Source organism: Dokdonella sp. GW821-FHT11D02 (assembly GCF_058808595.1).
Map to the genome: position 1 here is coordinate 912,380 of NZ_CM179520.1, position 13,334 is coordinate 925,713.

Genomic DNA, 13,334 nt, shown 5'->3' on the forward strand with positions numbered 1-13,334 from the left:
GGATCTTCGGGAAAATCGGCGCGTGTGCTTCCGCGACGACTCCACGTCAGCTGGGTGGCGAGCGGACGTACGCTCGCGCAGGGAGGCAATGCAGTGAACGCAGTGGCTTCCTTGTTCAAGTTCGGTGGTGGCGGCGGTTCGCGCAGCTACAGCGACATCGTGCTCGTCTTCGGCGTGGTCGCGATCGTCGCGTTGATGATCCTGCCGTTGCCGATGGCGGTCATCGATACGCTGGTCGCGGTCAACATGCTGATCGGCATCGGCCTGTTGCTGATCGCGATCTACATTCCGACCCCGACCGCATTCTCCAGCTTCCCCAGCGTGCTGATGCTGACCACGCTGTTCCGGCTGGCGCTGTCGATTGCGATCACCCGTTCGATCCTGCTGCACGCCGACGCCGGCCACATCATCGATACCTTCGGCAACGTGGTCGTATCGGGCAATTTGGTCGTCGGCCTGGTGATCTTCCTCATTATTACGGTGGTGCAGTTCATCGTGGTGGCCAAGGGCGCCGAACGCGTGGCCGAGGTCGCCGCGCGTTTCTCGCTCGACGCCATGCCCGGCAAGCAGCTCTCGATCGATTCCGATCTGCGTTCGGGACTGGTCGACAAGGACGAGGCCAAGCGCAAGCGCCGCCTGCTTGAGGTCGAAAGCCAGCTGCACGGCAGCCTCGACGGCGCGATGAAGTTCGTCAAAGGCGACGCCATCGCCGGCATCGTCATCATCATCATCAACCTGCTCGGCGGTCTCGCGGTCGGTATGCTGCAGCGCGGAATGTCACTCGGTGACGCGGTTCACACCTACAGCATCCTGACCATCGGCGACGGCCTGGTGTCGCAGATTCCGGCTCTGTTGGCGTCGATGTCCGCCGGCTTGATCGTGACGCGCACCGCCAACGACGGCGAAGCCAAGCACTTGGGTGCGGCGATCGCCTCGCAGATCTCCAACGAGCCGCGCGTGATCTTGGTCACGGGTTTGATCGCGCTCTTGATGATGAGTGTGCCGGGCTTCCCGGTTTTCGTGTTCCTGCTGCTCGGGATCGCCTTCACCGGCCTTGGTGCCTGGCGTTTCCGCCACAGTGTCGGCTTCCTGCGCAAACTGTTCCGCGTGGCCGACAGCAAGGAGCTGCTGCCGCTGGACGTGGTCGCCAGCGACGAGCTGTCCGCGCCGCCGGCGCTGCTGCTCGAGATGGATCTGCAGACCCTGCAGCAGCTCGGAGCGGCCAATGTGCGCAACGTGCTGCGCGAGACGGTCGGCACGCTGCGCGAAGAATACGGTGTGCCGATGCCGGCGCCCGCGCTGCGCGCCGGTCAAGGCCTGCCGCCGAACGCCTACCGCGTGTTCGTGCACGGTGTACGCGTGGGTATTGGGCGCCTGCATCCGGGTGCGCGATTCCTGCCGGCGCCGCGTGTGGGCAACCGTACGGCGCTGCCGGCGCCGGCCGGTGCAGCCGAATCTTCGACCTACTTACCTGCATTCCCCGGTGAGTGGCGCGAGATCGAGGGCGGCTCAGAAGGAGCGATCGGTGCGCTCGAGGTGCTGCGCCGTCATCTGCGCGACTCCTTCGAACAGCATTTGAATTTGTTCGTCGGCATCCAGGAAACCTCGAATCTGTTCAACGGCTTGAGCCGCGACTATCCGGATCTGGTGCGCGAGATGCTGCGCGTGGTCTCGCCGCAGCGTGTCGCCGACATCCTCAAGCGCCTGGTCGAGGAACGCATTCCGGTGCGCCATCTGCGTGACGTGTTCGAGGCGATCACCGACGCCGCCAGCCGCGAAAAGGACATCGTGCTGGTGGCCGAGTACGTGCGCGTCGCGCTGCGCCGCCACATCAGCGATCGCTATGCCGGCGCCAGCCGCACCCTGCACGTCCTGGTCGCGCATCCGGAGCTGGAAGACCGTCTGCGCCGTTCCGTGCACGTCAGCGGCGGCAGCGCCCAACTCGCGGTGGAACCGCAATTGGCGGAAAGCCTGCTCGAGCAGGTGCATGGACGCGTGCGTGCCAGTGCCGACGCGAACATCGTTCTGCTGTGCTCGATGGACGTGCGCAGGCATCTGCGCAAGCTCACCGAGATCGAGTTTCCGGCCTTGCCTGTGTTGTCGTATCAGGAGCTGGTACCGGACGTGAAGCTGGTACCACTGGGGCAGCTCACAGCGACTTGAATTAAGAACAAATTTCAAACAGCGGTTGCGTTAAAACCATTAGGCTAGGGGCTCAGGATGCGAGTAGCGGGAGCGGGGACGAACAAAGCGCGATTTGGGGTCGCTTTCATGGCGCTAGTGCTGACCACCACGATGATGCTGAGCGGAACCGCGGCGCAAGCCGCGCCGATTCCGTTCAAGCGCACGGAGGTCAGCTACAACCCGCAAGAGCGGCCGCTGACCGAATTCCTGCAGGAGTTCTTCAACGATCAGGGGCTTTCGGTCGTAATCAGCCCGCAGGCGCGGGCGCGCGCAGCGACGATCAGCGGCCAACGCGGCGGCAGCCCGTCCAAAGTGTTCACCTCGATCTGCTCGGCGAACGACCTGATCAGCTACTACGACGGTTCCGCCGTCTACGTTTATCTGTCGCAGGAGCGCACCACGCGCTACGCCAACCTGCCGCCGGCACGCGTCGAGGACTTCGTCGGCGCGTTCCAGAAAATGAAGCTCGGTGACGACGGCAACACCTTCACCGCGACCAGCGGCAACGGTCTGGTCATGATCACCGGCGCGCCGCGCTTCGTGGAGCAGGTGCAGCACCTCGCCGACGCGATCAACGGGCAGAGCCCGAGCAACGCGACGGTGTTCAAGTACTACAAGCTGCGCTACGCCTGGGCGGCCGACATGACGATGACGATCGGCAATCGCCAACAGACGGTGCCCGGCGTCGCTTCGCTCTTGCGCGAGCTGGTCGCGCCGAGTTCCGTGTCCGCCTACGTCGCGCAGGATCGCCTGCTGCGTCCTTCCTCGACCAAGCTGCGCGGCAGCGGTCTGGCCGGAGTCGGCAAGCCGCCGTTATCGCCGCCCGGAGCGGAAGGCGACGCCGCGCGCCAGGACGAAGGCGACATCCTGCCGTCGCAGCCGGCACCGCCGGCCAATGCCGCGGCCGATGCGACGCCGAACGCACGCATCGTCGCCGACACCTTCCGCAACGCGGTCATCGTGCGCGATGCGCCCGACCGCATCGGCATGTACGACCGCCTCGTGCAGGCGCTCGACGTCGAACCGCAGATGGTCGAGATCGAAGCGACGATCATAGACGTCAACAAGGGTAAGGCGAAAAAGTACGGCATCGATTGGCGCTGGCAGAACGCGCGTACCGCGGTCGAGTTCGGTCGCGGCACTGCCGACCCGCGCGGCCGCGGCCTCGCCGACGCGCTGGGTAACAACAACATCAGCCTCTTGAACCAGCTCGACGGCTTCCAGATCGGCGCCATCGTCGGCGACGGCGGCAAGTTCATCGCGCGCATCAATGCACTCGCCACCGACGACATCACCAATATCGTCGCGCGACCGCAGGTGATGACGCTGAACGACACCGAGGCGGTGATCGAAAACAGCCAGACCATCTACGTGCCGGTCGCCGGCGCCTACGACGTCGACCTCTTCAACGTCGTCGCCGGTACGGTGCTGCGCGTGACGCCGCACCTGGTCTACGAAAGCGGCCGCCGCCGCATCCGCACGATCGTGCAGATCGAAGACGGCAACGTGCAGGTGAACCAGAGCATCGCCGGCGGCCAGTCGGTCAATATCCCGCTGGTGCAGCGCAAGGCGGTCAATACGCAAGCCTTGATCGACGAAGGTCAGAGTCTCTTGCTCGGCGGCTTGATCACCGACACCGACGACAAGAGCGACCGCAAGATTCCCTTGCTCGGCGACATTCCGCTGCTCGGCAACCTGTTCCGCCAGGTCGAAAAGGACCGCTCGCGCTACGAGCGCCTGTTCCTGATTACGCCGCGCCTGGTCGCCACCAATCGCATCACCGATCAGCAGGCGCCGAGTTCGCCCGATGTCACGGTCGAGCAGATTCGCGCCGACCAAGACGCGCGCGATCACGCCGAACTGCCGTGGGCATCGAAGGAAGAGAAGGCACGCTACGGCACACCCAGCGACGGTGCGCGCAGCGCCGTGCCGGCAACGCCTGCGCCGATCCCCGAACCGCAACCGGCGGCGCCTGCGCCGACCGCTAAACCTGCCGCTGCGCCGGCCGGAGGAGAGTCCTGATGCAAGTCTGGTCGACGCGCAAGCGTGCCGCCGAGGAAGCGCCCAAGGCTGTGGCCAAGGGCGGCAGTCAGCCCGCATCTTCGGCTTGGGCCCTGCGCGTACTCGCCGGCGTACACGCCGGCGCCGAACGCAAGCTGCAGGAAAGCAGCTTCCTGATGGTCGGCAGCAGCGACGACTGCGATTTGATTTTCGCCGACGTCGGCGTCGCTCCGCACCACTGCATCGTCACACGCAGCGGCGGCGAGCTGTCGGTGCGTGCGGTCGATGCCGAAGTGCGCATCGACGATCGCGTGCTGCATCCGGGCGATCCGCAGGAGATCAAGCCGTTTTCGGTACTGCGCATCGGTAACGCCTGCTTCGCGCTCGGCCCGCATTGGAGTGAACGCTGGCAGACCCTGCTGTCGCAGATCGAACCGACGCCGCGCGCGGCAGGCGGCGAGCAGTCGCCGCCGCGTCAGCGCAGCGGCCGCGGCGTGACGCTCGGCGTGGCATTGGTGCTGATGGGCGCGAGCGCCGGTGCGCTGCTATTGGCGCAGAACAACGCCAAGCCGCCGCCGACACCGGTGGCGACCGCGGCGCGTGACGGTGAGCTGCGCACCTTGATCGAAGGTTTCGGCTACAAAGGGTTGCGCGTCAATGCGCGCAGCGACGGCCGCCTGATCGTCAACGGCTACGTCGAACGCAGCGAGGACCTGACCAATCTGCGCACCCAGCTCGATCAGCGCGGCTTCAAGGCCGACATCGAAGCCAAGAGCGGACCGCGTATCGCCGAAGACGTCGCCGAGCAGTTCCGCATGAGCAAGCTGCACGCGAAGACGGAATGGAAGGGCGACGGCCACGTGCTCGCACGCGGCCGCTTCGGCGACGAGACCGCCGTGATGGCTTTCCTGGGCTCGCGCACGATGCGCGACTTCAACGAGAGCCTCAAGCTCAAGATCGACCTGCAGAATCTGGATACCCCGCCGCCGGAAGAAAAGACCATTCCGGAAGGCAAACGCATTCGCCAGATCGTGGATAACGGGCCCGACTCGTACCTGATCTCGGTCGACAAATCGCTGTATTACGTCGGTGCCAAGCTGCCTCGCGGCGGCACGTTTATCGGTATCGAGTACGGCGAAGTACTTGTCCGCGATGATGCGGGCAACCTCCAGCGTCTGCCGCGCGAAAGCGTGATCGACGCTACCACGCAGTGAAACTTGAAACCCAAGGAGACGAGCAATGAGCGATCGTATCGGTAACGGCATCGCGCCGAATGCCCCCGCGGGCGGTTCGAACATCTTCACCAACCCGGTGGGTCTCGGCCCGGTCACCGACGGCCAGAAGAAGAGCTGGTTCGAAGCGCTGGCCAGCGCCTGGGGCGAGTGCCTCGACAAGCAGGCAGAAAAGATCGTCAACCTGTCCAACCAGGTCGGCAACACCGACGGCGCGGACGGCGGCAAGGGTTCGGACAATCCGAGTTCGCTGGTCATGCTGACGGCGGAATCGCAGAAGATGGCGTTCATGTCCAACAGCGCCGCGACCTCGAATAACTCCGTTGCAGACGGAGCGAACTCGCTGGCTCGCAAGGGCTAATCGACGGCGGCAGACCGATGCATCGATCCGTGGACGAACGCTCTCTCCATCCTCGTGGTCCTGCCCGTGCGGCAGCGACCACGCGGGATGGATTCGTTTGTTCGCGGGCCGCTGCACGATCCGTCGATCCAACCAGGAGAAACTTCCCATGACACCCGTTCAGTCGATCGACTTGACGGCGCTGACGGCTACACCACAAGCGACGGGACCGCAGTCCCAGCCGCAGGTGTACGACGTCGCGCGCTTCCAAGAAGCGTATGCCAATGCGGCGCCGGCACAAGTGGTCCAGCCGCCGCTGATCCAGCCCATCTCGCCTGGCTTTCAGGCGGTGCTGCAGAACCTCGAGACGCTCAACGGACGCGCCGGCAACATCGAGGATCTCGCGGCGAAGATTTCCGCCGGCGGCGATCCGACGCCGAGCGAGATGATGCAGTTGACGGTGAAGGCGCACGAGTTCGTGTTCCACGCCGAGCTGACCTCCAACGTCGCCAATCGGACCTCCGACGGCATCCAGCAGTTGTTCCGTCAGCAATCCTGAGATCGCCGCCATGCTTCCGGCCCGTCAGCAATTCACTCTCCGACCCGAGCCGCGCGCGGCCGGGTCGCGTTTTGCCCTGCGCGCGTTGACCGCATTGCTGTTCACGGTCGGCCTCGCAGGCTGCATGAGCGATTCGCAGGTGCTGTACTCACACCTCGACGAGACGCAGGCGAACGAGGTCGCAGCGGCGCTGTTGCGCATGGGCATCGACGCCGACAAGCGCCAAGTCGATCGCAGCACCGATTGGATCGTGAGCGTGGGCAAGAAAAACCTGCCCAACGCCATGGCGATCCTCGAAGCCAGCGGTCTGCCGCGCAGCGCGCACCCCTCGATGGGCGAGGTATTCAAGAAGGAAGGTTTCGTCGCCTCGCCGACCGAAGACAAGGCGCGCTATCTGTACGCGCTCAGCGAAGAACTCGCCGGCACGCTGCAGAAGATCGACGGCGTGGTCAATGCGCGCGTGCACGTGGCCTTGCCGGACCGCGACCTGATCGGCGGCAAGACCGATTCGGCCTCGGCCTCGGTGGTGTTGCAAGTGGTGCCCGGCGCGCACGTGCAGGAGCGCGAGACCGACATCAAGGCGATCGTGAAGGACGCCGTCGAAGGTCTCGACAATCCCGATCGCGTCACCGTCAAGTTCTTCACGCGTGCTGCGTTCCAGGAAGCGGAAACGCCGACTGCAGCGGACACCAACTCGAACAAGAACGCGCCCAACGACCTTTTGCGGGTCGCCACGCGCATGGACATCACGCGCGGGCTGTTGATCGCCTTCGCCGGACTGACCCTGCTCGCGGCCTTGCTGCTGCTGTGGCGCGGTCGCTCCGCTCTGGCTGCGTTCCTGAGTGGGCGTTCGGCCGAACAGAGCCGTCGCGATGGCGCTTGATGCGCACTGGTCGGCGCTGCTGAAGTCCACCTTGGACGGCGCCCACGCGTCCCGCTTCGGTGACGCGCCGCCGATCCTGGTCGAGCGAGCGCGCACTTCGCCGCTCGGCCGGCGCATGCTGGCGTTGCGTATCGAACGCGCGGCGCCGGCACTGTTCGACCTCGCCGCCGCCAACGACTCCGGCTGGGTCGAGCAGCATCCGGTCGCGTTGTTTTCCGGCGAGCGCCTGCGCGGCGCGGCGCTCGATCTCGGTGCGCTCGCGTTCTCACCAGCGCTGCGCGCGCGCGTCGATCGCAGCGAAGTCTTGCGCCTGCGCGAAGCCATCGGCGTCGCGCGCCTGTCGTTCGCGCTGACCACCGATCCGTGGCGCGGCCAGACGCCCGAGGGCGTGCGCCATTGCGCTCTGGCCGGTCTCGCGCGCGTGCTCGACAACGGCGACGCGATCGCCGAACTGCTGCGCCAGCGCGGGCGCGTCGAACTCTTCAGTTACGCGGCGAGCCAGCATGCGCTGCTCGCCGAACGCATCAAGCTCGCCTTTCCTGCGGCGACTTCGGGCGAGCGCCGCGATGCGTGGCTGCCGCCGGAAACCGTCGTGCAGTACCTCGGAGCGGCGCGCGAAAGCGCGGCCGGCGCGCACCTGTGAGCGCCGCCTTCATCGATCTGAAAGAACGTTACGCGCTCGGCGTGAGCGGCCGCGTCATCCCGGCCGCAGCCTGGCTGCCGTTGAGCCAAGCGCAGGAATTGGTCGATCAGGCCAATCAGGCCGTGAAGTCGCTCGACGGCGAATTGGAAGCGGCGCGCGCCGAGGCGCGCGAGCAGGGTTTCGCCGAAGGCCGTCGCGACGGTCTGGATCGTTTCGCCGCGGCCACCGCCGCCTTGCACACGGCGCGCGAACAACTGGCCGAACGCCTGCGCGGACAGCTCACCGAACTTGCCGTGGCCGTGGTCGAACGCATCGCACCGACGCTCGGCGCCGACAAGCTGGTGCCGGTGCTGGTCGGAGAGGCGGTGCGCCAGCTGGCGTTCGAGCCGAATCTGGTCGTGCGCGTGCATCCCGACGTGGCCGAGGCGACCAAGCAGCGGCTGGCCAACGACGGCCTCGGACTCGGCGGCATGCCGACCACCGAGATCGTAGCGACGCCGGAGTTCGGTCAATTCGATTGCGTGATCGAGACCGAAGGCGGCGTCGTGCGCGCCGGCCTGCGCGAGCAGCTCGATCAGGTGCGCACGATCCTCGCGATGGCGCGCGAGCAGACGACAGCCGCAGATACTTCTTACGAGTTCAGGTCCAAGGCTGGCGGAGAATCGGGCGATGCCGCTGACTGACGACTCCATCAGCGCACCCGAAGCGGTCGCCGCGGCGACCTCGCAACCGCTGTTGCGCGCACTCGCCAGCGGCGAGACGCTGCAACGCGTCGGGCGCGTGGCCGAAGCCTACGGCACGCTCGTGCGCGTGACCGGCATCAATGCCGCGATCGGCGAGTTGTGCCTGCTCGAACAAGCCGACAGCGGCTTCGTGCTGCCGGCCGAAGTGGTCGGCATCTCGCGCAACCACACCCTATTGACGCCGCTAGGTCCGCTCGAGGGCATTTCGGCGGCGACCACGGTCACCGCGACCGGGCGCCAGGCCAGCGTGCCGGTAGGCAACGGCCTGCTCGGCCGCATCCTCGATGCGCACGGCGATCCGCTCGACGACTTAGGTCCGCTCGACGCGCGCCAGCGCGCCTCGGTCTACGCGGCTTCGCCCAATCCGCTCAAGCGCCGCCTGATCGAACAGCCGCTGCCGACCGGCGTGCGTGCGATCGACGGCATGCTCAGCGTCGGCGAAGGTCAGCGCCTGGGAATTTTCGCGACCGCCGGCGGCGGCAAGAGCACCTTGCTCGGCATGCTCGCGCGCGGCGCGCAAAGCGACGTCAACGTGATCGTCCTGGTCGGCGAGCGCGGCCGCGAAGTGCGTGAGTTCATCGAAGACAGTCTCGGCGCGGAAGGACTGCGCCGCAGCGTCGTCGTCGTCGCGACTTCCGATCGGCCGGCGCTGGAGCGCAGCCGCGTCGCCTACGTCGGCACCGCGATCGCGGAATACTTCCGCGATCAAGGCCTGCGCGTGATGCTGATGATGGACTCGGTCACGCGCTTCGCGCGCGCGCTGCGCGACGTCGGCCTCGCCATGGGCGAGCCGCCGACGCGGCGCGGCTTCACGCCGTCGGTGTTCTCCGCGCTGCCGCGTCTGTTCGAGCGTGCCGGCAACAACGATCGCGGCACCATCACCGCCTTCTACACCGTGCTGATCGAGGAAGAAGAGGGCGGCGATCCGGTCGGCGAAGAGGTGCGCTCGATCCTCGACGGCCACATTTATCTTTCGAAGAAGCTCGCCGCCGCGAACCACTATCCGGCGATCGACATTCTTTCCAGCGCGAGCCGCGTGATGCCGCGCGTCACCTCGCCCGAACACCAGGAGGCGGCCGGTCTGCTGCGCCGCTATCTGTCCAAGTACCGCGAGATCGAGCTTTTGATCCAGCTCGGCGAGTTCCGCGCCGGCAACGATCCGGAAGCCGACGTCGCGGTGGCGAAGATCGCCGACATCAATGCGTTCCTGCGTCAGCCGGCCGAGAACCTCAGCGGCTACGACGACGCCGTGGTACGCCTGACCGGGATGTTCAGATGAAGCGCTTTCCGCTCGAACCCTTGAGCCGCGTACGCGATCTGCGCTTGGAAGCCGCGCAGAAGCGCGTGTCGGAGTGCCGCGCCGAAGTCGCGCGAGCGGAACAAAAGCGTGACCTCGCCAAGCAGGCGCGCTCGGACGTCGGCGACCGCCGGCGCGCGCATCTGTATGCGTGCGAACACGCGCTCGACGATCCGCAGCGGATGGCGCCGAACTGGCTCGAACGCGCCGAGCGGCATCGCCAATGGCTCGACTACGAGATCGTCAAAAGCGATGCCGCACTCGCCGGGGCCGAGCGCGAAGTGATGCAGGCCGAGGCGAAATTGCGCGAAGAGATCTCGCAACTGCGCCGGGCGCAGGCCAAGGTCGATGCGCTGGAGAACTTCCGTGACGACTGGTCGCGCAAGCGCCAAGTCGAACAAGAGCGGCGCGAAGAGCAGGACGGCGAGGAACTGCACCGTCCGCCCGCGCACGCGATGAGGTGAAGCCATGTACATCTACAACAGCGACACGTCCAATCAGATCGCGCAGCATCGGCGTCGCGTCGAGGCCGACAACAAGAAACAGGCGGATCGTCTCGCGGAAACAGCCGGCGCGCGCGAAACCACGGCGCGCGAAGGTGCGGAACGCAAGGCCGGTGAAGCGCCCGCGCGCGAGGAAATCGCGAAGTTCCGCAGCTTGATGCAGGCGCCAGGGAAAGGGCGCGAGGAACCGAAGTCCGATCCGGCGAAACTGTCCGCAAACACGCAGCCTGGCGCGAGCGAAACGCCGAAATTCGACGGCGAGCTGGCCACGCTGAGTACGGCCGAGCGCTTCCGCACGCTGATGCAGCGCGCGTTCGCGTCGGGCGCCGAGCAGAAGGATCCCGCCGCCGCACACGAACAATCGAGCGCAGCGCAACGCGAGGCGCAGAGCCAGACGAATCGGCCGGAAACGACGGCGTCCGACAGTGCGCGTGCGTCCGCTCAATCGGAGCGTCTCGCCGATGCACGGCAGGCGCCCGATGCGAGACGGCCGGCCGACCTGCGGCAGACGCCCGACTCGCAACGATCGGTGGACCCGCGTCAGGGCGACGATGCGCAGCGCTCTGCCGCAACGCAGGAGCGGCAGCCGGCGCGTGGCACCGAGACCCCGATTCCGCTTCAGGAAGGCGGCAAGTCGCTGGCCGAGACGAGCAAATCCCGCTCCGGCGAAGCCGACCAAACGGAGCGCAAGCCTGGCGGCGAGCGTAAACAGGCGACCACGTCCGCAGGTGCCGACGTCGAGTCGGCGCAGGAGGTCGCGCGCAAGGCTGCCGACGGTCAAACCGAGGCCGGACCGGCTGCGCGCCGCGCACGCAGCGCCGACGAATCGAAGGAAGGCGAAGGCGGCGATGCAGGCGCGGCCCAGACCAACGCAGGGGGCACGCCGACACCGATGTCGGCCGACCTGGCACCGCCACCGATGCAGCCGCAGCAGATGGCCGACGCACCGCAACGGGCGGCGGCTTCGGGCAACGTCGCGCCGGCCTTGTCGGAACTGATGCAGAAGCATGTCCGGCAGATGCTAGTCACGGACCCGCGCAGCTCGCGCGGGCGTTCGCGCGAAGTGCTCCTGCGCATGCAGAACGACGTCCTGCCGGGCACCGACCTGTGGCTGACGCAGACCGACGACGGCTGGCAGTTGCGCGCCGACGTGCGTTCGCGCGACGCCTACGACACCCTGCTCGCGAACCAGGACGAGCTGGTGCAGCGCTTCGCCGACAGCGCGCTCGGCAAGCTCTCGATCGAGCCGGTCTTCCACGGCTGAGGCGATGTTTCCTGTCTTGCCGATCGGCACGTCTGCGGCTCCGCGGCGTGCCGGCCGGCTCGTCGCGCCCGGCTCGGCCGGGCAGCTTCTTGGCCGTGTCGTTTGCTTAGGGTAATCCCTAGCTAGGGATAGTCCCGGCTGTTGTATTTGTTGGAAAGTTTGCAGACTCGCCTCCGCTGCTTCAACCCAATCCATGAAGGGGACTGTCATGACGACCATCGGTGGAAATTTTGTAGAGAATGCGCAATTTCGCGGTGCCGTCGACGGCTCGCTGAGCCGCGTCGACTCGAGCAGTGGTGCGGCGCAGATTCGCGCGGCGCTGGACTCGGTCGATACCAACCGCCTGTCGACGCAGGAAAAGAACGTGTTGATGTCGACCATCGACACGGTCGCTGCGGACGGCTTCATCAGCAACGCCGATGCGAATCTCGTCAGCGGTCTGATCAAGGGCTATGAGAGCACCGGCAAGTTCTTCGACACCCTGATCGGCGGCAACAACGGTCAGCTCAACGTGCCGCAGGGACACCAGGGCTGGAATCCGGCCGACTCGGTGCGCGGTAACGCGTTCGGCACCGCGCACGAAGGCGGCGCGATGGCCAACTGGACCCCCTCGGCGATCGCGTTGGCGGCCGGCCAGTTCCCCTCCAATCCGCTGTTCGGCGGCCTGCTCGGCTTCGCCGTCGACAAGGTCGTGCAGACCTTCAAGGACGCGCTGTTCTCCGGCGCCGGTCAAGGCATGCTCAACACCTGCGACGGCTCCAAGGGCCAGCAGGCGGTCAGTCAGGCGCTCGGCGACGCTGACCTCTCCAAGCTCAATCCGGAAGAGCGTTCGCAGATCCTGTCGCAGATCGGCTTCGCCGCGCTCGACGGCCACATCAGCGACGTCGAATCGCGCGCGATCATCGACACCTTGAACAAGGCGCAGGACATCAAGCCGCCGCAAAGCGGTAACTGGGACGTCAAGCAGGACGGCGGCAAGGCGCACATCGATCTGGGCAAATACACGCTCGATCTGAACGAAGGCAATTCCGAGTTCACCTTGACCAACAAGGAAACCGGCGAGAAGACGCGCATCTGGGGTGACCCGCACATGGAAGTCGACGGCAAGCCGGTCGGCGATTTCTACGGCACGATGACGCTGAACCTCGAAGACGGCACCAAGATCACGATCCACACCACGCCGTACGACGCCAACAAGAACATGACGCTGTCGACCGAATTGGTCATCACCAAGGGCGACCAGGCGATGGTCATCCAGGGTCTGGATCAGAACAAGCTCGGCGATCTGACGATCGGCCAGTCGCAGGGCGGCGGCCGTCTGGCCGACTACGCCAACGATGACGGCGCCAGCATCTACGAGAACGCGGACGGTGCCGGCTGGCTGCGCATGAACGACGGCGGCTACATGACCCAGGTCGACGGCAAGTTCCTCAGCGGCGTTCGCGACGGCAATCCGAACACGCAGGATCGCGCCGCGACGCCGGGCAACTTCCACGAGAACCACGGCTCGTTCATCACGCCGATCTTCTCGCCCATTCGTCTGTTCAACAACATCGACACCGGCGGCAACGACAACAATCGTTTCCACCTGCCGACGCCGGTCGTGAACGATCGTCGCTGATCTGAAGTAACACTTCTGCGCCTGAGCGCCCACGCCGACACCGGCCTGGGCGCTCAGTCGTTTT

Annotated in this window: 12 protein-coding genes; all 12 read left to right on the forward strand. The window is 66.1% G+C overall.

The window, feature by feature from the left end; genetic code table 11:
- The first annotated feature begins 93 nt into the window (after positions 1-93).
- The 12 genes from sctV to AC3QL3_RS03765 all read left to right on the forward strand — a co-directional run bounded on the left by sctV (position 94) and on the right by AC3QL3_RS03765 (position 13,270).
- The gene (gene sctV / locus AC3QL3_RS03710) at positions 94-2,163 is read left to right on the forward strand and encodes a type III secretion system export apparatus subunit SctV (protein ID WP_492896953.1); all 2,070 of its coding nucleotides are present in this window, start codon (positions 94-96) and stop codon (positions 2,161-2,163) included.
- 108 nt (positions 2,164-2,271) lie between these two features.
- Positions 2,272-4,206 (forward strand): type III secretion system outer membrane ring subunit SctC, encoded by a 1,935-nt coding sequence (gene sctC, locus AC3QL3_RS03715; RefSeq protein WP_492896954.1) that lies wholly within the window; start codon positions 2,272-2,274, stop codon positions 4,204-4,206.
- The gene (locus AC3QL3_RS03720; RefSeq protein ID WP_492896955.1) at positions 4,206-5,399 is read left to right on the forward strand and encodes an FHA domain-containing protein; all 1,194 of its coding nucleotides are present in this window, start codon (positions 4,206-4,208) and stop codon (positions 5,397-5,399) included. The genes sctC and AC3QL3_RS03720 overlap by 1 nt, the downstream gene beginning before the upstream one ends.
- Positions 5,400-5,424: 25 nt before the next feature.
- Complete coding sequence (locus tag AC3QL3_RS03725; protein WP_492896956.1) at positions 5,425-5,778, forward strand: hypothetical protein; 354 nt, start codon at positions 5,425-5,427, stop codon at positions 5,776-5,778.
- 148 nt (positions 5,779-5,926) lie between these two features.
- Positions 5,927-6,316, forward strand: coding sequence for a hypothetical protein (locus tag AC3QL3_RS03730; RefSeq protein WP_492896957.1), 390 nt, complete (start codon positions 5,927-5,929; stop codon positions 6,314-6,316).
- Positions 6,317-6,326: 10 nt separating this feature from the next.
- Positions 6,327-7,199, forward strand: coding sequence for a type III secretion system inner membrane ring lipoprotein SctJ (gene sctJ, locus AC3QL3_RS03735; protein ID WP_492896958.1), 873 nt, complete (start codon positions 6,327-6,329; stop codon positions 7,197-7,199).
- Entirely contained in the window at positions 7,189-7,842 is a 654-nt protein-coding gene (locus AC3QL3_RS03740; RefSeq protein WP_492896959.1) for a hypothetical protein, read from the forward strand. The genes sctJ and AC3QL3_RS03740 overlap by 11 nt, the downstream gene beginning before the upstream one ends.
- On the forward strand, positions 7,839-8,525 hold the full coding sequence (locus AC3QL3_RS03745) for a FliH/SctL family protein (protein WP_492896960.1): 687 nt from the start codon (positions 7,839-7,841) through the stop codon (positions 8,523-8,525). Before AC3QL3_RS03740 ends, AC3QL3_RS03745 begins: the two co-directional genes overlap by 4 nt.
- Positions 8,512-9,864 carry a FliI/YscN family ATPase gene (locus AC3QL3_RS03750; RefSeq protein ID WP_492896961.1) on the forward strand — a complete coding sequence of 451 codons (1,353 nt, stop codon included), beginning with the start codon at positions 8,512-8,514 and terminating at the stop codon, positions 9,862-9,864. The genes AC3QL3_RS03745 and AC3QL3_RS03750 overlap by 14 nt, the downstream gene beginning before the upstream one ends.
- Positions 9,861-10,346, forward strand: a complete 486-nt coding sequence (locus AC3QL3_RS03755; RefSeq protein WP_492896962.1) for a hypothetical protein — start codon at positions 9,861-9,863, stop codon at positions 10,344-10,346. Before AC3QL3_RS03750 ends, AC3QL3_RS03755 begins: the two co-directional genes overlap by 4 nt.
- Before the next feature lie 4 nt (positions 10,347-10,350).
- Positions 10,351-11,649: a type III secretion HpaP family protein gene (locus AC3QL3_RS03760; RefSeq protein WP_492896963.1), complete on the forward strand. Its 1,299-nt coding sequence runs from the start codon at positions 10,351-10,353 to the stop codon at positions 11,647-11,649.
- Positions 11,650-11,857: 208 nt separating this feature from the next.
- Positions 11,858-13,270, forward strand: coding sequence for a DUF1521 domain-containing protein (locus AC3QL3_RS03765; protein ID WP_492896964.1), 1,413 nt, complete (start codon positions 11,858-11,860; stop codon positions 13,268-13,270).
- Positions 13,271-13,334: the final 64 nt, after the last annotated feature.